The 18557-nt window shown below is 67.9% G+C and carries 16 protein-coding genes; 8 read left to right on the plus strand and 8 right to left on the minus strand.

All coding sequences use genetic code 11. The annotated features are described in order from the left end of the window. Positions 1 to 14: 14 nt before the first annotated feature. From ACQY76_RS08045 to ACQY76_RS08065, 5 genes are all read right to left on the minus strand, one after another. Positions 15 to 650, minus strand: a complete 636-nt coding sequence (locus ACQY76_RS08045; protein ID WP_428032356.1) for a class I SAM-dependent methyltransferase — start codon at positions 648 to 650, stop codon at positions 15 to 17. Positions 651 to 815: 165 nt separating this feature from the next. Continuing rightward, the gene (gene dnaJ / locus ACQY76_RS08050; protein WP_428032357.1) at positions 816 to 1970 is read right to left on the minus strand and encodes a molecular chaperone DnaJ; all 1155 of its coding nucleotides are present in this window, start codon (positions 1968 to 1970) and stop codon (positions 816 to 818) included. 212 nt (positions 1971 to 2182) lie between these two features. Beyond that, entirely contained in the window at positions 2183 to 4078 is a 1896-nt protein-coding gene (dnaK, locus tag ACQY76_RS08055) for a molecular chaperone DnaK (RefSeq protein ID WP_428032358.1), read from the minus strand. A 246-nt stretch (positions 4079 to 4324) separates the two neighbouring features. Beyond that, positions 4325 to 5266, minus strand: coding sequence for a sugar phosphate isomerase/epimerase family protein (locus ACQY76_RS08060; RefSeq protein ID WP_428032359.1), 942 nt, complete (start codon positions 5264 to 5266; stop codon positions 4325 to 4327). 153 nt (positions 5267 to 5419) lie between these two features. Next, positions 5420 to 5806, minus strand: a complete 387-nt coding sequence (locus ACQY76_RS08065; RefSeq protein ID WP_428032360.1) for a VOC family protein — start codon at positions 5804 to 5806, stop codon at positions 5420 to 5422. Between the two features lie 180 nt (positions 5807 to 5986). On the opposite strand from ACQY76_RS08065, the gene ACQY76_RS08070 reads away from it, so the two are divergent. From ACQY76_RS08070 to ACQY76_RS08080, 3 genes are read left to right on the plus strand one after another with little or no spacing between them, the layout of a single operon-like run. Then, positions 5987 to 6676 carry a glutathione S-transferase family protein gene (locus tag ACQY76_RS08070; RefSeq protein WP_428032361.1) on the plus strand — a complete coding sequence of 230 codons (690 nt, stop codon included), beginning with the start codon at positions 5987 to 5989 and terminating at the stop codon, positions 6674 to 6676. 59 nt (positions 6677 to 6735) lie between these two features. Beyond that, positions 6736 to 7827, plus strand: a complete 1092-nt coding sequence (gene queG / locus ACQY76_RS08075; protein WP_428032362.1) for a tRNA epoxyqueuosine(34) reductase QueG — start codon at positions 6736 to 6738, stop codon at positions 7825 to 7827. Next, positions 7824 to 8699, plus strand: coding sequence for an NAD-dependent epimerase/dehydratase family protein (locus ACQY76_RS08080; RefSeq protein WP_428032363.1), 876 nt, complete (start codon positions 7824 to 7826; stop codon positions 8697 to 8699). Before queG ends, ACQY76_RS08080 begins: the two co-directional genes overlap by 4 nt. On the opposite strand, the gene ACQY76_RS08085 is transcribed toward ACQY76_RS08080, so the two are convergent. Then, the gene (locus ACQY76_RS08085; RefSeq protein ID WP_428032364.1) at positions 8624 to 9361 is read right to left on the minus strand and encodes a TetR/AcrR family transcriptional regulator; all 738 of its coding nucleotides are present in this window, start codon (positions 9359 to 9361) and stop codon (positions 8624 to 8626) included. The genes ACQY76_RS08080 and ACQY76_RS08085 overlap by 76 nt on opposite strands. 625 nt (positions 9362 to 9986) lie before the next feature. On the opposite strand from ACQY76_RS08085, the gene ACQY76_RS08090 reads away from it, so the two are divergent. Together ACQY76_RS08090 and ACQY76_RS08095 are read left to right on the plus strand one after the other, a co-directional pair. Continuing rightward, positions 9987 to 11870, plus strand: coding sequence for a potassium transporter Kup (locus ACQY76_RS08090; protein ID WP_428032365.1), 1884 nt, complete (start codon positions 9987 to 9989; stop codon positions 11868 to 11870). A 180-nt stretch (positions 11871 to 12050) separates the two neighbouring features. Beyond that, positions 12051 to 13133 (plus strand): UPF0104 family protein, encoded by a 1083-nt coding sequence (locus ACQY76_RS08095; RefSeq protein WP_428032366.1) that lies wholly within the window; start codon positions 12051 to 12053, stop codon positions 13131 to 13133. 4 nt (positions 13134 to 13137) lie between these two features. On the opposite strand, the gene ACQY76_RS08100 is transcribed toward ACQY76_RS08095, so the two are convergent. Beyond that, a complete protein-coding gene (locus ACQY76_RS08100) occupies positions 13138 to 13743 on the minus strand; it encodes a hypothetical protein (protein WP_428032367.1) in 606 nt (201 codons plus the stop codon). 21 nt (positions 13744 to 13764) lie between these two features. After that, entirely contained in the window at positions 13765 to 14718 is a 954-nt protein-coding gene (gene ppk2 / locus ACQY76_RS08105) for a polyphosphate kinase 2 (protein ID WP_428032368.1), read from the minus strand. Between the two features lie 179 nt (positions 14719 to 14897). On the opposite strand from ppk2, the gene ACQY76_RS08110 reads away from it, so the two are divergent. The 3 genes from ACQY76_RS08110 to pstC all read left to right on the plus strand — a co-directional run bounded on the left by ACQY76_RS08110 (position 14898) and on the right by pstC (position 18545). Next, positions 14898 to 16199 carry an ATP-binding protein gene (locus ACQY76_RS08110; protein WP_428032369.1) on the plus strand — a complete coding sequence of 434 codons (1302 nt, stop codon included), beginning with the start codon at positions 14898 to 14900 and terminating at the stop codon, positions 16197 to 16199. Between the two features lie 165 nt (positions 16200 to 16364). Then, positions 16365 to 17405 carry a phosphate ABC transporter substrate-binding protein PstS gene (pstS, locus tag ACQY76_RS08115; protein ID WP_428032370.1) on the plus strand — a complete coding sequence of 347 codons (1041 nt, stop codon included), beginning with the start codon at positions 16365 to 16367 and terminating at the stop codon, positions 17403 to 17405. 162 nt (positions 17406 to 17567) lie between these two features. Beyond that, positions 17568 to 18545, plus strand: coding sequence for a phosphate ABC transporter permease subunit PstC (gene pstC, locus ACQY76_RS08120; RefSeq protein WP_428032371.1), 978 nt, complete (start codon positions 17568 to 17570; stop codon positions 18543 to 18545). Positions 18546 to 18557 lie beyond the last annotated feature (12 nt).

The following is an 18557-nucleotide window of genomic DNA, read 5'->3' on the forward strand; positions in this document are numbered from 1 at the left end:
CCGGTGCGCCAGGCTCACGCGTCGGCGGCGTTCAGCTCCGGCACCGGCGCGCCCTGCGCGGTGGAACGATAGACCCAAACCCGCGCGGGCGGCAGGTTTGCCCAGATGCGCTGGCTGACATGGGCGTCGAACCGCTCCGGCGCCAGCGGCACCGGCGAGACGACCGCATAGGTGAACTGGATGAAGGGCGCGCGCGCCGCGCACAGGCCGAAGGCCTGGTCCAGCAAGGCGTGGCGCTCCGGAGCCGGACGGGTGAACAGCGGCAGGCTCGACACCACGGCGGCGGAGGGCCGGTCGATATTGCCTTCCACCGTCCGGGCCATGTCATAGGCATCGCCACGGATCACGGTGGCGGCGGGGAAGCGCAGCCGCAGCAGCTTGCAGAATTCCGGGTTGTACTCGATCAGCACCAGCCGCTCGGGCGCCACGCCGCGGGCGATAAGCGCCGCCGTCACCGGGCCGGTGCCGGGCCCGAGCTCGATGACCGGGCCGTCCTGCTCCGGGTCGACATAGCTCGCCATGGTGCGCGCCAGTGCCCGGCCCGAGGGCGACACCGCGCCGGTGCGGAGCGGGTTCTGAAACCAGGACTGAAGGAACCGGACTTCGTCGGGACGCTCTTTCGGCGAGGGGCAGGCAGAACGATGGAGCATGCGACTTCAATTCCGGTATGCCGTGGCGGGAAGGCGCGGCGACGCAGGGGCGAAAGTCAGGGGCGCCGGGACACGGGCGCGAAGCGGAGGCGACCGGGCCAACATTAGAGGCCGGACGGCCTCCTGTTAAGGCCCCGCGATGACGCGTCGATTACGTTTCTTCGCTTATTCGGTGTCTCCGGCAAAGAAATCCTTCACCTTGGCGAAGAAGCCGCTGGATTCGGGATGCGTGTCCTTCGAACATTCGGCGTCGAATTCCGTCAGAAGTTCACGCTGACGTCGCGTCAGGTTTTGCGGCGTTTCGACGACGACCTGAACATACATGTCGCCACGGGTGCGGCTGCGCAGCACCGGCATGCCCTTGCCGGAGAGCCGGAAGCGCTTGCCCGATTGCGTGCCCTCGGGAATCTTCACCTTGGTGGTCTCGCCGTCGATGGTCGGCACCTCGCAGGTGCCGCCGAGCGCAGCGGAGACCATGGAGATCGGCGCGCGGCAGAACAGGTCCGCCCCGTCGCGCTGGAAGAAGTCGTGCGGGGCGAGCGACAGGAAGATGTAGAGGTCGCCGGGCGGACCCCCGCGCACCCCCGCTTCGCCCTCATTGCCGAGCCGGATGCGGGTGCCGTCCTCGACACCGGCGGGAATTCCCACCTCCAGAGTGCGCTCCTTGGTGGTGCGGCCGGCCCCGGCGCAGGCCGGGCACGGGTCCTCGATCACCTGGCCACGGCCCTGGCAGGTCGGGCAGGTGCGCTCCAGCGTGAAGAAGCCCTGTGCCTGGCGGATGCGGCCGGAGCCGGAACAGGTGCGGCAGGTGGTGGGCTGGGTGCCGGGCTTGGCGCCGGTGCCGGTGCAGGTTTCGCAGACGATCGAGGTCGGCAGGCGGATGGTGGCATCCTTGCCGGCGAACGCCTCCTCGAGCGTAATTTCCATGTTGTAGCGCAGGTCCGCGCCGCGCTCGCGGCCGCCGCGTCCGCCGCCGGCGCCGCCACCCCCGCCGCGCCGTCCGCCCGACATGCCGAAGAGGTCGTCGAAAATGTCGGAGAAGGTCGAGGCGAAATCCGCGCCGAAGCCCGGCCCGCCGGGCGCGCCCATGCCGCCGTCGAAGGCCGCGTGGCCGAAGCGGTCATAGGCGGCGCGCTTCTGCGGGTCCTTGAGTATGTCGTAGGCCTGGCTGATCTCCTTGAACCGCACCTCGGCCTCGGCACTGCCGGGGTTCTTGTCCGGGTGCCACTTCATGGCGAGCTTGCGGTAGGAGCTCTTCAGCTCGCCGTCGCTGCAGGTCTTGGTGACTTCGAGGAGTTCGTAATAGTCGGTTTTGGACATGGGTCGCTGTGCCGTCGCATCCTTGGCCGCCGCCAGCGCATCCCGCAGCGGGCGGCCCGGGTCGCCATGCAGGAAGCCTGCCGGAAATGTCCGGCGGTGATCGCGCCTGCCGGGCCCGTTCGCAGCCGTGGCACGCGGGCCACTGAGGCAGCCCGGCCACGGAAAGAAATCCGCCCCCGGAAGCTAATCCGGGGGCGGCGCTCAGATGTCGATCAGGCCGACTTCTTCTTGTCGTCGTCGACCTCGGTGAACTCGGCGTCCACTACATCGTCCTTCGGCGCTTCGCCGGTGCCGGCATCGCCCTGCTGCGAGGCATACATCGCCTCGCCGAGCTTCAGCGAGGCCTGCGCCAGCGTGTTGGTCTTGGCGGCGATGGCCTCGGCGTCGTCACCTTCCATGGCCGATTTGAGGTCGGCAAGGGCGGCCTCGATCGCGGCCTTCTCCGGCGCGCCGACCTTGTCGCCATATTCGGCGAGCGACTTCTCGGTCGAATGCACCAGCGCCTCAGCGTGGTTCTTCGCCTCGACGGCGGCGCGACGCTTCTTGTCTTCCTCGGCGTGCGCCTCGGCGTCCTTCACCATCTTGTCGATGTCGGTGTCGGACAGGCCGCCGGAGGCCTGGATGCGGATCTGCTGCTCCTTGCCGGTGCCCTTGTCCTTGGCCGAGACATTGACCAGGCCGTTGGCGTCGATGTCGAAGGCCACCTCGACCTGCGGCACGCCGCGCGGCGCCGGGGGAATGCCGACGAGATCGAACTGGCCGAGGATCTTGTTGTCCGCCGCCATTTCGCGCTCGCCCTGGAAGACGCGGATGGTCACCGCGGTCTGTCCGTCCTCGGCCGTCGAGAACACCTGGCTCTTCTTGGTCGGTATGGTGGTGTTGCGGTCGATCAGGCGCGTGAACACGCCGCCCAGCGTCTCGATGCCGAGCGAGAGCGGGGTTACGTCGAGCAGCAGCACGTCCTTCACGTCGCCCGCCAGCACGCCGGCCTGGATCGCGGCGCCGATGGCGACCACTTCATCCGGGTTGACGCCCTTGTGCGGCTCCTTGCCGAAGAACTGCTTTACCATCTCCTGGACCTTGGGCATGCGGGTCATACCGCCGACGAGCACGACCTCGTCGATCTGCCCGGCCGTGAGGCCCGCATCCTTGAGCGCCTTCTTGCAAGGCTCCATGGTGCGCTGGATCAGGTCGTCGACCAGCGCCTCGAACTTGGCGCGGGTGAGCTTCATGGTGAGATGCTTCGGGCCCGAGGCATCCGCCGTGATGAAGGGCAGGTTGATTTCGGTCTGGGTGGCCGAGGACAGCTCGATCTTGGCCTTTTCCGCCGCTTCCTTGAGGCGCTGCAGAGCAAGCTTGTCGTTGCGCAGGTCGATGCCCTGCTCCTTCTTGAACTCGTCGGCGAGATAGGTGACGAGCCGCATGTCGAAGTCTTCACCGCCGAGGAAGGTGTCGCCGTTGGTGGACTTCACCTCGAACACGCCGTCGCCGATCTCCAGCACCGACACGTCGAAGGTGCCGCCGCCGAGGTCATAGACCGCGATGGTGCCGGCCTGCTTCTTGTCGAGGCCATAGGCCAGCGCGGCAGCGGTCGGCTCGTTGATGATGCGCAGCACTTCGAGGCCGGCGATGCGGCCGGCGTCCTTGGTGGCCTGGCGCTGGGCGTCGTTGAAATAGGCCGGGACGGTGATGACCGCCTTGTCGACCTTGGCGCCGAGATAGGCCTCCGCGGTCTCCTTCATCTTCTGCAGCGTGAAGGCGGAGATCTGCGAGGGCGAGTATTTCTTGCCGTCCGACTCCAGCCACGCGTCGCCATTCTCGCCGCGCACGATCTGGTAGGGGACGAGCTTCTTGTCCTTCTCGACCATGGGGTCGTCATAGCGGCGGCCGACGAGGCGCTTCACCGCGAAGAAGGTGCGCTCGGGATTGGTGACGGCCTGGCGCTTGGCCGGCTGGCCGACGAGCCGCTCGCCATCCTCGGTAAAGGCGACGATGGAGGGCGTGGTACGCGCGCCTTCCGCATTCTCGATCACCTTCGGGGTCGAGCCTTCCATGACCGCGACGCAGCTGTTTGTCGTTCCGAGGTCGATGCCGATGACTTTAGACATATTGTTTCTCCTTCCGGCAGGCCGGCCGGACCTTCTTGAAGCACCCGGGGAGGAACGGACAGGATGTGCCGTGCCCCCGGACCGGCCCCCAAACAATAGGGTACGCCGCTATGCGCGACGTTCGTGGCCGATATAGGGGGCGGCCGTTTCCGCCGCAAGAAGGAGCGTGGGCGGAAAAGCGGCGGCGTGGGCCAACCGCGCCGGGCCTTTCAGTGTGCGGGCCGGCCGCGCCTGCGGCCGTGCGGCTCACACCACCGGCGCGAGGTCGGCCCGGAACCGGCCGGCAAGGGCGCGCAGGACCGGGACCTGGTCCTTCAGCTCGCGCCAATGGCGGGGGTTCAGCTCCAATATGGCGGTGGAGCCGGCTGCGGGGCGCACCGTCTGCACCACGGCGTCCCAGTCGATGCCGCCCCAGCCGATCGGCAGGTGCAGGTCGCCCTCGCCGAAGGCAACCGCCTCGGCCGGATCGTAGAACCACATATCGCCGGCACGCCGCTCATTGGGCCGGCCGAAGGAATCGTGCAGGTGGAAATGGGCGACATGGGGCGCCAGAGCCGCCATCTCGGCGATAGGGTCGAGCCGCGCATCGGCGCAGCGAATATAGGCGTGGCTCACATCCAGCGTCGCCTTCACCGCCGGGTGGTCGATCGCGGCCAGCTCGCCGGCGAGCTTGGCCGGGGTCGCCGTCTCGCGGGCATGAACGAAGCGGAAGATGTTCTCCACGCACAGCGTGACGCCGCAGGCCGCCGCAAGGTCGCCGGCGCGGGCGAGCGCGTCGCGCTGGCGGGAATAGGCGACCTCGAGGTCGTCATCGGGGTCGCGGACGAAGCCGGTATGCATGACGAGATGCGGCGCGCCGAGCGCTGCGGCGATCTCGATATTGGCGGCCAGCACCTTCTCGTGGCGCGCCAGTCGCTCCGGCAGGTCCATGAGGTTGATGGCCAGCGCGCCGTGCACGCTGTAGCCGAGCCGGCGTCCCGCGACGGCCTTCACGAGGTCCTTCACCCGGGAATCGAGGATTCGCCCGTCGACAATGAGGTGCCAGGCATAGACCGGCAGTTCCACCATATCGACGCCGAGGGCCTCCGCCTCGTCGAGCCCGGCCCCCACATCGTCGAACTCGGGACTCCCCTCGCAAAGGGAGTAGCCGCAGGCACGGATGGCGGGGGTCGGGATGTGGAGCTGCATCGTGTGGTTCTTCCCCAGGGAGAGGCGTTGCGAGAGGCGGGGGCGCTGGCGCGACGGCCACACCCCCTACGCCACATTTATGGCACACTCGTTACGGCCGAGCCGAATCGTCAGGAATTTCGGGGCGTTAGCCCGAACGGCCGCAACGCCGGCTTACATGGTCGGCGTCATCCAGCCGGCGACGGCGCCCTGCGAATCACGCACGATCGCGATCCGGCCGACATCGGGGACATCGAAGGGCTCGCGCAACAGGGAGCCCCCGGCGGCAACCGCCCGCGCGCACCGCGCGTCGACGTCGTCGACCGCGATATAGGGCAGCCAGTGTTCCGGCGCGTTGGCGAATTCCGGCCCGTCGAGCGGGAAGATGCCGCCTACCCGGGCCTCGCCATTCTTGATGATCCAGTAGTCCGGCCCGCCCTCCACGGGCATCGGCTCGAAGCTCCAGCCGAGGGCGGCGGCATAGAACGCCCGGGCGGCGGCAACGTTGCGGCTGTTCAGTTCATTCCAGACGAAGATGCCGTGCGGCCGGGACGCGTCCATCGTTTCCTCTCCTGCGGCGTTAACCGTGTGGACACCATAATCCGAAATCGGCAGGCACGTTCGCGCTCCGTGGCGGCCTGCCCCGCCTTGTTGACGCCGCGATGGCTTGCGATGTGGCGCGAACCCTTCTAGACCGATTTCAGGCGCCGCCTGGCGACGGCCCTCCAACCTTCCCGGAAAATGCAGCTCTATCATCATCCCTTCTGCGCCCATTCGCGTCTCGTGCGTCTCGCCCTCGGCGAGATGGGCATCGAGCCCGAACTGATCGAGGAACGGGTCTGGGAGCGGCGGCCCGAATTCCTGATGCTCGACCCCGCCGGCGTTACGCCGGTGCTGGTGGAGGATGACGGCTTCGTGGTGCCGGGCATCGACACCATCACCGAATATCTCGACGAGACCAGGGGCGCGCCGCTGGGCACGCGCCGCCTGCTGCCGGTGCATATCGGCGAGCGGGTCGAGGTGCGCCGGCTCGGCTCGTGGTTCAACCACAAGTTCCACCTCGAAGTGTCCGAGCCGCTGGTCCGCGAGAAGGTCTACAAGCGCTACACGCCGCGCGAGCTCGGCGGTGGGCCGCCCGACATGGCCATCATCCGCGCGGCGCGGGCCAATATCCGCTATCATCTGCAGTATATTGGCTGGCTGCTGAAAGCGCGGAACTGGCTGGCCGGCGAGCGCATGACCTATGCCGACCTCGCTGCGGCGGCGCATATTTCCTGCGTCGACTATCTCGGCGACGTGCCGTGGGACGAGGATGAGGGAGCGAAGACCTGGTACGCGCGCATCAAGTCGCGTCCGGCGTTCCGGCCGCTGCTCGCGCTGACCATGGCGGGCATGCCGCCGGCACCGTCCTACGCGGATCTGGATTTCTGACGCCCGAGGCAGCCAAGGCCTATCTGTTCGCGCTGGCCCGCGAAGAGGGTTTTGACGCGATGGGCATCGCCGGCGCCGATTCCATACCCCATGCCGCGCCGCGTCTGCATGAATGGATCGCCGAGGGGGCCCATGGCGACATGGACTGGATGCCCGAGACGGCGCAGCGCCGCGCCGCCCCCGCGAATATGTGGCCGGACGTCGCCTCCCTGCTCATGCTGGGCCTGAATTACGGGCCGGACGAAGACCCCCGTGCCGTACTGGGCGAGCGCCTGCGGGGCGCGATCTCGGTCTATGCGCGCGGCGACGATTATCACGAGCTGATCAAGGGCAAGCTGAAGCGCATCGCCTCGCGCTTCGTGCCGCGCGCCGGGCCGGCGGGCGCGGTCGAGGTCAAGGTGTTCGTCGATACCGCGCCGCTGATGGAAAAGCCGCTGGCGCAGGCGGCCGGGCTCGGCTGGCAGGGCAAGCACACCAATCTAGTCTCGCGCGACAAGGGTTCCTGGCTGTTCCTCGGTGCCATCGCCACCAATCTCGCGCTACCGGCGGATGCGCGGGAGGTCGACCATTGCGGCTCCTGCCGCGCCTGCCTCGATGCCTGCCCGACCCGGGCCTTTCCCGCGCCGTACCGGATCGACGCGCGCCGCTGCATCTCCTATCTCACCATCGAGCTGAGGGGCGCCATTCCGCGCGAGCTGCGCCCGCTCATCGGCAACCGCATCTATGGCTGCGACGATTGCCTCGCCGCCTGCCCGTGGAACAAGTTCGCGGTGCTCGGCCGCGAAACGCGCCTTTCCGCCCGCGACGACAACCGCGCGCCGGCGCTTGGCGACCTCGCCCGCTTGGACGATGCGGCCTTCCGCACGCGCTTCGCGAAGAGCCCGGTCAAGCGCATCGGGCGCGCCCGGTTCCTGCGCAATGTGCTGGTGGCGATCGGCAATTCCGGTGACGCCGGCCTCGCGCCGGAGGCTGGGCGGCTGCTGGCCGATCCCCTCCCGCTGATACGCGGCGCGGCGGTGTGGGCGCTGTCCCGCCTGTTGCCGCCGGGCGAGTTCGACGCTCTGCGCATCGCCCATGCCGGGGAACGCGACGAGGACGTGCGGGCGGAATGGCGCGCCGCAGCGGCCGACACGGATGGGGAGACGGCATGAACCAAACCTTGCTCTGCCTCGGCTATGGCTATTGCGCCCAGCGCTTCGTCGCGTTGCATGGCGATGCCTTCACCCGCCGCATCGGCACCAGCCGCGAGGGCGAACGGCGCCCCGGCATGGAGATGCTGCGCGTCGACGGGGAGCCGTCGCCGGCGCTGCTGGAGGCGGCCCGCATGGCCGATGCGGTCGTCGCGTCCGCCGCGCCGGGCGATGCGGGCGATCCTTTCCTAGCGGCACTTGGCGAGGCACTGGCGGCGGGGCAGGGCCCGCTGGTCTATCTCTCGACCATCGGCGTGTATGGCGATTCGGCCGGCGCCTGGATCGACGAGACTGCGCCGCTTTCCGCCGCCACGCCGCGCGCGCAGCGCCGCATCGAGGCCGAAGCCGCCTGGCTGGCGCTGGGGCGCCGGGCGGGGCGGCCGGTGGCGGTGCTGCGCCTCGGCGGCATTTACGGCCCCGGCCGCAACGCGCTGATCGACGTGGCGGACGGCACCGCCCGCTGCATCGAGCGCGAGGGGCAGGTGTTCAACCGCATTCATGTCGACGACATTGCCGGCGCCATCAGCGCCGCTATCGCCGAAAAATTCGACGGCGTGGTGAATGTGGTGGACGACGAGCCGTCGCCCTCCTGCGCGCCGGTGCGCCATGCCGCGGCGCTGCTGGGGATGCCACCGCCCCCGGCGGAGAGCTTCGAGGCGGCCGCGCGTTCCATGTCGGCGATGGCGCTATCCTTCTGGGCCGACAACCGGCGGGTCCGCAATGACCGCCTGCACGCGCTGCTGGGCGGCGGCCTGCGCTATCCCACGTTCCGCGAAGGCCTGTCCGCACTCGCGGCAGCGGGATCGAGCCCACCGGGGCGCCCGGCCATCTGAGGCGATCCTGCATCCATGTCCAGTGCGCCGGCCCCGGGACAGGCGAAGGCTCGCATGAAGGATTCGACGGTCCGATCCACGACGTTGCGGATCATCGCGGCGTCGGGGCGCGCATTGTCGCCGAAGATCATGGGCATGATCAGCTTGCCTTGGCAGCCCAGCATGAACTGCCACGCGGCGATCTCGACCTCCTCAATGGCGAGCTCGCCCTGCACGTTCTTGGCCCGCAGCCACTCGGACAGCCGGGTTACCCCGGTTTCCTGTCCGGCCTGCAGAAAGGCGCGACCGATCTCGGGCAGTTTCTCGGCAACCCCGATCACCATCCGCACCGTGCGGATATGGCTCGGCTCCAGCATGGCGTGGATGTAACGGCAGCCCAGGCTGCGCAAGGTGGCCTCGGCCGGGGCGTCGAGGTCGAGGTGGAAGCACGCCTCGGCAGTGCGCTTGCACTCATCCGTCACCAGCGCGGTGAACAGGTCTTCCTTCGAATCGAAATAGACATAGAGCGTGCCCTTCGAGACACCCGCCTCCCGCGCGATCTCGCCCATGCTGGCGCCGTCGAAACCCGAGGCGAGGAAGATCTCGCGCGCACCACGAAGAATCTGGTCACGCTTTGTCGGCGTCGTGCCGGGGTTCTGAGGCGGAGAATCGAGGCCGCTCACCCGCCCGTCATCCGGACGCCGTTCGGCGCGTTGATGTTCAAATTCCGGTAAGGAAGCCATGAATAATCTAATGAACCCAAGCAGCAGAAACGAAACTTAGGGCGGTAGTCTGGAGGGGCAACCCGGTTTAGGCAACGGTGCAACCATTCCATAAGTCCGGCGCAAGGTAAATTGACCGAACGGTTCGGTCGTTGTTGATTGTAAGGGGCGAACCGTCTATTGATCCAGCCTCGCCACCGGACCTGGTTCAAAGGAACCCGCAAGCCTTTGGACGCTACGGGTCTGTTGGCAGAGGGAGGGGGATCAATCCGCCCCCCAATCCCCCTCCCTCATCTCAGTTTGTCAGGCGAAGCACTGGCCGCGGCGAGGCTTTCACATTTGCGTGGGGGCCCAAAGCCGGCGCGAGCGGCCCGTCATGGAGTCAATGCTTGGCGCGGCGGCGCTGCCGGAGTATTGCTGCGACGCCCCCGATGCTTTGGCATTGTCCTGCGCGAATCCGGCTTCATGTTCCGTTCCGCCGCGTCCCCTTCGCTGACCTCCCGCCGTTCTCGTGCGGAAACGACTGGCCGCCCGCGGCCCGTCCCCAACGATCCGCGCCGTCGCGCGGTCCGCACCAGGATATGCCATGGCTAAGCGTCGCCGTGCCGGTCGCCGGCCTATTCCCTTCGCGGCCGAAATGGCGGCGCTGGGCGTGGTGTTCGGGGATATCGGCACCAGTCCCCTTTACGCCTTCAAGCAGGGCCTCAATGCCGTCGGCGGCGCGGGCGTCTCGGACGCGGATGTGCTCGGGCTGCTGTCGCTCATTACCTGGGCGGTCATTCTCTCCGTCACCATAAAATACGTCATGCTGGTGCTGCGGGCGGACAATGACGGCGAAGGCGGCATCCTCGCGCTGGTCACCCTGCTCGATCTGCATCGCTCGGCGAATGGCAAAAGGCTGTTCCTGCTGGTGGCCGGGCTCATCGGCGGGGCGATGCTCATCGGCGACGGCGTGCTCACCCCCGCCATCTCGGTGCTCTCGGCCATCGAAGGGCTGGAGGTCATCGCCCCGGCGCTCGATCATTGGATCGTCGCCGCCACCGTGCTTGTCATCATGCTCGTCTTCATCTCGCAGCGGGCGGGGACGGAGCGGATCGGGGCGTTTTACGGGCCGGTGATGCTAGTCTGGTTCCTGTCGCTCGGGGCGCTCGGCGTCCATGGCATCGTGCAGGCGCCGCAGGTCGTGGCGGCACTCGATCCGCGCCATGGCATCCTGCTTCTCGCCGATCATCCGCTGCTGGCCGGCGCCATTCTCGGCGCCACCTTTCTCGCCATCACCGGCGGCGAGGCGCTCTATGCCGATCTCGGCCATTTCGGCCGGCCGGTGATCACCCGCGCCTGGCTCACCGTGGCGATGCCGGCGCTGCTGCTGAACTATTACGGGCAGGGCGCCAATGTGCTCGTCCACCGCGATTCGGTACGCAACCCGTTCTACGATCTGGCGCCGGACCTCTTCGAAGTCCCGCTGCTGATCCTGGCAACCCTTGCCACCGTCATCGCCTCCCAGGCGATCATCACCGGCGTCTTCTCGCTGGCCAAGCAGGCGATCGAGCTCGGCTATCTCCCGCCGATGCGCATCCGCTACACCAGCGAGCACAACGACCAGCACATCTATGTCGGGCGGCTCAACTGGATCATGATGCTCGCCTGCGCCGCCATCGTGGTCTCCTTCGGCTCGTCGGACCGCCTGGCCTCGGCCTATGGCATCGCCGTGGCCATGGCCATGGTGTCGACCACCATCCTGTTCGTCGCCTATGTGCGCCGCAGCTGGCACTGGCCATTGCCGGCGCTGATCGCCCTCGCCGGCGGGCTGGCGGTCATCGACGTATCCTTCGCCGCGGCCAATCTGACCAAGCTGCACGATGGCGGCTGGCTGCCGGTGACTATCTCCGCGCTGGTGCTGGTCATCATGGTGTCGTGGCGGCGCGGGCTGGAAGGGCTGGGCATCCAGCAGCGCCGCTTCACCGAACCGCTCGACGATTTCGTGGCCAAGGGGCGCCCGCCCGGCTGTGCGGTGAGCCCCCGCACCGCGATCTTCCTGTCGCGCGGCGGCGCCGTCACGCCGGTGGCGCTCGGGCGCCTGTCGGAACTGCTCAACGTGCAGTTCACCCGCGCCGTCATCGTATCGGTCTGGATCGCCTCGCGCCCGCGCGTTCCCGTCGACGAGAGGGTGCGCGTCCTGCCCCTCGACTCGGCCCATCTCAGGGTCGATGTGCGCTTCGGGTATATGCAGCAGATCGACGTTCCCGCCGTGCTGGGGCCCGCGCTCTACGCGCAGGGCATCGATCCCGACGAGGCGGTCTATGTCATCGGTCACGAGCGCGTGATGCCGCCGGACGACATTCTGGGCGTGCGGGACGTGCTGTCGCACGTCTTCGCCTTCCTGGCGCGCAATGCCGAGCGGTCGGTCGACCGCTTCGGCCTGCCGCGCCCGCGCACCATCGAGATCGGCTATCCGGTGCGTCTGTGAGCGCGAGCCGCTGTCACGCCCCCGCGAGCGTCATTGCATCGTCACGCCCGCGCTGCCATCTGGGCGCGACGGACGGGCGTGCGGTAATGCGCCGCCGGGCGCACTGAACGTGTTTCCCAAGCCCGCCGGGTCTGCTAGGGCTGCCTGGTATACCGGCATCATGAGGAGGGCAGGCGCGCGATGAAGGGACTGAAGCTGATCCCCGGCTGGCTGCGCGCGCGGCTGGGCTGGCAAACGCTCGGTCTTGTCGCGAGCCTCGTGATCATCGGGATCGCGGTCTTTGTCCTCTACGAGATGCTGCGGAATATCCGGCCGCGCGAGGTGCTCGAAGCGATTTCGGGCACTGACCCGTGGCGCATCGGGCTGGCGGCGCTGTTCGTGGCGGGCGCCTATTTCACCCTGACCTTCTATGACTGGTTCGCGCTGCGCACCATCGGCAAGCCCCACGTGCCCTACCGCACGGCGGCGCTCGCCTCGTTCACCTCCTATGCCATCGGCCACAATGTCGGGTTCTCCGCCTTCACCGGCGGCACGGTGCGCTATCGCATCTATTCCGCGCACGGGCTCGGCGCGGTGGACGTGGCCAAGCTGTGCTTCATCACCGGCCTCACCTTCTGGCTCGGCAACATCGCCATTCTCGGCCTCGGCATCACCGTCGAACCCTGGGCGGCGAGCGCGGTGGACCACCTGCCGCCCTGGGTCAACCGGCTGATCGGGCTGACGCTGCTGGCCGGCCTCGCCGCCTATATCGTCTGGGTCGGGCTGAAGCCGCGCCGCATCGGCGTCGGCAAGGGGCACTGGACGGTCACGCTGCCGGGCTGGAAGCTGACGCTGCTGCAGATCGTCATCGGCATCATCGATCTCTCCTTCTGCGCCGCGGCCATGTATGTGCTGATGCCGCAGCAGCCCTTCATCGACCCGATCGCGCTCGGCGTGGTGTTCATCTCGGCGACGCTGCTCGGCTTCGCAAGCCATGCGCCCGGCGGCCTCGGCGTGTTCGATGCGGCGATGCTGGTGGCGCTGCCGCAGTTCGAGACGGAGCCGCTGCTGGGCGCGCTGCTGCTTCTGCGGCTGCTCTATTACGTGACGCCCTTCGCCATCGCCCTCATCCTCATGGGCACGCGCGAGCTGATGATGAGCCGCCGTCGCCTCGCGGCGGCGGGAGTCTCGCCCGACCCGCTGGCGGCGCCCCCGGTTATCGCGCCGGATGCGTCAGCCAAGCCTGAATCCGCCAAGCCTGAACCCCGGCGCGCGGCCGGCTAGCGCTTCAGCGCGCGAGGTCCGGCAGCAGCCCGCGCATGCCGGGCGGCAGCTTGCGCACCTTCACGCCCTTGGGAAGCGTGAATATCGCCGGGTCCTGCGGCACGCGCTCGAATTCGGTGACCTCGAACAGCACAACGGGCTTGCCGCCCAAAGTGGCGGTGGTGCGCAGCACGATGCCGTCGGCCGTGACGCAGCTCTCGACCGGCTGGTTCAGCGCCTTGGTGTCGAACCGCCAGAGGTCGCAGGCTTCCCCCAGCGCCTGTCCGGTGCCGGTGCGCGTGCCCTGGCGGGCGGCGTCGGAAAAGGAAAAGCCCGGCGGCAGGTCCATTTCGACGGCCATGCGATCCATGCCCGGCACCTCCACCAGCACGACCATGCCGTGCTTGGCGAGATCGATCAGGCTGACCATCCCGTTGGACAGGCCGTCGCTTTCTATCTCGATGCGCAGGCGCCCCTCGCGGTGCGCCAGCTCCATCTCGATGCCGCGCGGTGCCTTGGCGCGGGCGCGATAGTCGACGGCCGGCGCCGGCATGGGCTCGGCGGCGGCACACGCGACGTCGAGCGACATCCCGATACCGAGCAACCAGCAGGCGATCCCATAGCGGCGCATCCGTGCCCCTTCGCGCATTCTTCAGCCGGCGTGGCGCGCCAGGAAGGTGCGCCCGTCAAGAACGATGGCGGGATCGGGGATCCCCACGATTCCGTCATCCCTGCCGTCATACGGGATTTGGGCGAGGATTTGGCGAATGACTCCGAGCCGCGCCCTCATTTTGTCATTGGCCAGCACCGCGGACCACGGAACGGGCGACTGGCTCGCCTCGATCATGGCGTTGCGATGGGCCGAGATGGCCTCCCAGCGCGACGGCGCCGCAAAGTCGACCGGCGACAGCTTCCAGCGCTTCAGCGGATCCTGGTGGCGCTCGTGCAGGCGCATCAGCTGCATTTCGCGCCCGATATCGAGCCAGATCTTGAACAGGCGGATGCCGTCATCGACCAGCATCTTCTCGAAGGTCGGCACCTGCGTGAGGAAGTGCGCGGTCTGGGCGGGCGTGCAAAAGCCCATCACCGGCTCGATGACGGCGCGGTTGTACCAGGACCGGTCGAAGATCGCGATTTCGCCCCGCTGCGGCAGATGGGCGATGTAGCGCTGGAAATACCACTGCCCGGCCTCCGCATCGGTCGGCTTGTCGAGGGCGACAACGCGCACGAAGCGCGGATTGAGGTGCTGCACCAGGCGGTGAATGGTGCCGCCCTTGCCCGCGGCATCGCGCCCCTCGAAAACGATGGCGACGCGCTCATGCTGCGCCTTGACCCATTCCTGCAGCTTCAGAAGCTCGATCTGCAGGCCGTGCAGTTCCTTCTCATAGGCCTTGCGCTTGGGCCGGTCGCTATAGGGATAGGCGCCGCTGCCATAGGCATGCGCGGCGATGAGCGGATCAAGCACCGGCGCGTCGACCGCGAAGGCGGCGATGGAAGCGGCGAGTTCCGCGTCCATGCGGCCCGCTTTGGACTCCTGCGCCGCTTTTTTCTTCGAGGGGGCCTTCCCACCGGCGGCGGGGGAAGCCGGGACGGGCTTCTTCGTCATATGGAAGCCTTTCGCGTGTAGCATAAGGACGCAACGTGTCGGCCGGGCGAAGGTTCGGTCGCCCGAAGCGATTCGGGTTTCCAACCGGCGTGGAAAACGAGCATATCAGGAAAGACCGGCGCGCCTTTAACGCCGGCCGGGAAACGTCGTGCGCGGCGTGTCGGGCAGGAAGCGCAGGAATGGCCCTGGGTGAGACGCATCAATTGGCGGAGGATACGCTGCGCGGGCGCCTCGTGGGCGCGCGGTGGATTCTCGCCGCGTCCGCGCTGGGCCTCGGTGGCGCCAGCTGGGAGGGCACGATGACGCCCGGCGCGGCGTTGGCGGTCGGCCTTCTCATCGCTGTGGGGGCAAGCCTGCCGGCGCGCAAGCGCCCGGTCGCGGCGGCCTTCGCCCGCTTCGGCGGCGAGCCCAAGCCCTCGCCCCGCGCCGAGGAGCGGCTGCCCGCGCTGGTGCGCGCGCTGCCCGAGGCGGCGCTGCTGCTCGACGCCCGCGGCACCGTGCTGACGGCGAATGCCGGCGCGGTCGGCCTCCTCGCCAGCGTGCGGGTGGGCGATCCGGTCTCCTTTGCCGTGCGCGTGCCGGAGGTGCTGGAGGCCCTGCGCGCCTCGGTCGCCGACGGGGCCGCCCGCCGCATCGAATTCGCCGAGCGGGTGCCGATCGACCGCTGGCTGCGCGCCGACATCGTGCCGATCCGTGCCGGCCTGCTGCGCGAGGGGGCGCCGACCGAGGCGGTGCTGCTGAGCTTCGTCGACCTCACCCCGCAGCGGCGGGTCGAGCAGATGCGCGTCGACTTCGTCGCCAATGCCAGCCACGAGCTGCGCACGCCTCTGGCCTCGCTGTCCGGCTTCATCGAGACCCTGCAGGGCCCCGCGCGCAACGACGCCAATGCCCGCGAGCGCTTTCTCAAGATCATGAACGAGCAGGCGCGGCGGATGTCGCGGCTGATCGACGACCTGCTCTCGCTCTCGCGCATCGAGCTTAACGCCCATCTGCGCCCCGAGGCGGCGGTCGACCTCGCCGCCGTCATCAGCCATGTGCGCGACGCGCTGGCGCCGCTCGGCCGCGAGCGCGGGGTGGACATCGTCTTCGAGCCGCCGGCGGAAGCCGTGGAGGTGCGCGGCGACCGGGACGAGCTGATCCGCGTCTTCGAGAATCTCGTCGAGAACGCGCTGAAATATGGCGGTGCCGGCGGGCGGGTGGAGATCACCATCCAGCGCGAGGGGACGGACGCGCTCGCCACGGTGCGCGACTACGGTCCCGGCATCGCCCCCGAACATGTGCCGCGCCTTACCGAGCGCTTCTATCGCGTCGATACCGCCCATTCGCGCGAACAGGGCGGCACCGGGCTGGGGCTTGCCATCGTCAAGCACATCGTGGCCCGGCATCGCGGCAAGCTGGGCATCGAAAGCGTGCCCGGCACGGGCTCGACATTCTCGGTCCGGCTTTCGACGGGCGCTCCAAAGACTGCAAAAAACGTATAAAAATCAATATATTACACTGTCATCAAGGCTTCATCGAAGGGTCATAGAACCTTGGTGCCCGGGCGGTAAGACTCCCGTGTGAAATCGAAACCGCCCTTCGGCCAATCGCGCATCCGGGCCTTGTCTCCGCGGTGCGGCCGATCTCCCGACCTAAGGAGAAGACCCTTGAAATTTACCCATTTGCTCGGCGCCGCGGCGCTGTCGTTCGGCGCCGTGTTTTCGGGCGCCGCCTTCGCCGCCGACATCAATGGCGCCGGTGCCTCGTTCCCGGCCCCCGTCTACCAGGCCTGGGCTGCCGCCTATAAGGAAAAGACCGGCACGGGCCTGAACTATCAGTCGATCGGTTCCGGCGGTGGCCAGAACCAGATCGTCAACCGCACCGTCGATTTCGGCGCTTCCGACGCGCCGATGAAGGACGACAAGCTCGAATCCGCCAATCTCCTGCAGTTCCCGACCGTGATCGGCTCGGTGGTCGCCATCGTCAATCTCGGCGAAGACCATGCGCTGACCCTCAATGGCGACATCATTGCCCAGATCTACCAGGGCAAGATCACCAAGTGGAACGACCCGCAGATCGTCGCCCTGAACAAGGACGCGAAGCTCCCCGACATCGCCATCGTGCCGGTCTACCGTTCGGACTCGTCGGGCACCTCCTTCGTGTTCACCTCCTACCTCGCTTCGGCCAGTGCGGACTGGAAGTCCGGCGTCGGCGCCGCGACCTCCGTGCAGTGGCCGGCTGGCGCCGGTGCCAAGGGCAATGAGGGCGTTGCCGGCACCGTGAAGAACACCAAGGGCGCGATCGGCTACGTCGAGTTCATCTACGCCGCCGCCAACAAGCTCGCCACCACCGACCTCGTGAACAAGGCCGGCAAGGTTGTGAAGCCCGACACGAAGTCCTTCATGGAAGCCGCTGGCGCCGCTGACTGGAAGGGCGCGAAGAACTTCGCCGCCTCGATGGTGGACACCGCCGGTGAAGGCGCCTGGCCGATCACCTCCGCCACCTACATTCTGCTGCCGAAGAACCCGACCAACGCCGCGCAGTCGGCCGAGGCGATCAAGTTCTTCGACTGGGCCTACGGCCCCGAGGGCGACGCGATCGCCGAGAAGCTGCACTACATCCCGCTCCCGGACGCGGTTGCGGCCGAAGTGCGCAAGGCCTGGACGACGGACGTCAAGGCCGACGGCAAGGCCGTCTGGACCAACTGATACCAGCCGCATAGGGAAGAGGCGGTCCTCGTGGCCGCCTCTTCTCATGCGCCCGGCCGTACTATTTGCTTCAAGCCCGCGACGCCCACGCTCCGTCACAGCACGCCGCCCCTCAAGCCGACCGCGGCTTCGGGTGACAAGGCGCTCTAAGGAACACACCACATGGACGCCACTCTTAGCGGAAGGCAGGCGGGCACCGGCCTGATCGCCGCGCGCAAGCCGACGGGCCGGGTCAGTGACCCCGTATTTGTCGGGATTCTCTGGGGCAGCGGCGTTCTCGTGCTGTTGCTGCTGGGCCTCATCATCGCCATGCTGTTCGAGGGTGGCCTGCCGGCGCTGCGGGAATTCGGCCTGTCCTTCGTCTGGTCGACGACGTGGAACCCGGTGACCGAGGTGTTCGGCGCCGGCGTCATGGTGTTCGGCACCATCTTCAGCGCTGTCATCGCCGTCATCATCGCCCTGCCGCTGTCCTTCGGCATCGCCTTCTTCCTCACCGAGATCGCTCCCGGTCCGCTGCGCCGGCCGATCGGCGTCGCGATCCAGCTGCTCGCCGCGATCCCGTCGATCATCTACGGCATGTGGGGCTTCTTCATCATCGTGCCGCTGATGGCCGCCTATGTTCAGCCGCCGCTGATCGAGTGGCTCGGCCCGCTGCCGGTGATCGGCGCCCTGTTCCAGGGCCCGCCGCTCGGCGCCGGCATGCTCACCGCCGGCCTGATCATGGCCATCATGATCCTGCCCTTCATCACCGCGATGTTCGTCGAGGTGCTGGAATCGGTGCCGCCGATGATCAAGGAATCCGCCTACGGCGTCGGCGCCACCACCTATGAGGTCTACCGCAACGTCTCGGTGCCCTATGGCAGCACCGCCATGGTCGGCGCCGTCATGCTCGGCCTCGGCCGCGCGCTCGGCGAGACGATGGCCGTGACCTTCGTCATCGGCAATGCCACGCGCATGTCGGCCTCGCTCTTCGCCCCTGGCGCCACCATCGCCTCGACCATCGCCAATGAGTTCCCCGAGGCCTCCACGGGCTCGCTGAAACTGCAGTCGCTGCTCGAACTGGGCTTCATCCTCTTCGTGATTTCGTTCATCGTGCTCGCGCTTTCGCGCCTGCTCGTCCGGTCCCGGCTCAAGGGCTGAGGAGAGACACAC

This window comes from Ancylobacter sp., assembly GCF_965279025.1.
Classification (GTDB): domain Bacteria; phylum Pseudomonadota; class Alphaproteobacteria; order Rhizobiales; family Xanthobacteraceae; genus Ancylobacter.

Bases quoted from the DNA above. Each gene is read 5' to 3' on its own strand.
- ACQY76_RS08045 (WP_428032356.1), bottom strand. From the start codon at position 650: ATGCTCCATCGTTCTGCCTGCCCCTCGCCGAAAGAGCGTCCCGACGAA.
- dnaJ (WP_428032357.1), bottom strand. From the start codon at position 1,970: ATGTCCAAAACCGACTATTACGAACTCCTCGAAGTCACCAAGACCTGC.
- dnaK (WP_428032358.1), bottom strand. From the start codon at position 4,078: ATGTCTAAAGTCATCGGCATCGACCTCGGAACGACAAACAGCTGCGTC.
- ACQY76_RS08060 (WP_428032359.1), bottom strand. From the start codon at position 5,266: ATGCAGCTCCACATCCCGACCCCCGCCATCCGTGCCTGCGGCTACTCC.
- ACQY76_RS08065 (WP_428032360.1), bottom strand. From the start codon at position 5,806: ATGGACGCGTCCCGGCCGCACGGCATCTTCGTCTGGAATGAACTGAAC.
- ACQY76_RS08070 (WP_428032361.1), top strand. From the start codon at position 5,987: ATGCAGCTCTATCATCATCCCTTCTGCGCCCATTCGCGTCTCGTGCGT.
- queG (WP_428032362.1), top strand. From the start codon at position 6,736: ATGGGCATCGCCGGCGCCGATTCCATACCCCATGCCGCGCCGCGTCTG.
- ACQY76_RS08080 (WP_428032363.1), top strand. From the start codon at position 7,824: ATGAACCAAACCTTGCTCTGCCTCGGCTATGGCTATTGCGCCCAGCGC.
- ACQY76_RS08090 (WP_428032365.1), top strand. From the start codon at position 9,987: ATGGCTAAGCGTCGCCGTGCCGGTCGCCGGCCTATTCCCTTCGCGGCC.
- ACQY76_RS08095 (WP_428032366.1), top strand. From the start codon at position 12,051: ATGAAGGGACTGAAGCTGATCCCCGGCTGGCTGCGCGCGCGGCTGGGC.
- ACQY76_RS08100 (WP_428032367.1), bottom strand. From the start codon at position 13,743: ATGCGCCGCTATGGGATCGCCTGCTGGTTGCTCGGTATCGGGATGTCG.
- ppk2 (WP_428032368.1), bottom strand. From the start codon at position 14,718: ATGACGAAGAAGCCCGTCCCGGCTTCCCCCGCCGCCGGTGGGAAGGCC.
- ACQY76_RS08110 (WP_428032369.1), top strand. From the start codon at position 14,898: ATGGCCCTGGGTGAGACGCATCAATTGGCGGAGGATACGCTGCGCGGG.
- pstC (WP_428032371.1), top strand. From the start codon at position 17,568: ATGGACGCCACTCTTAGCGGAAGGCAGGCGGGCACCGGCCTGATCGCC.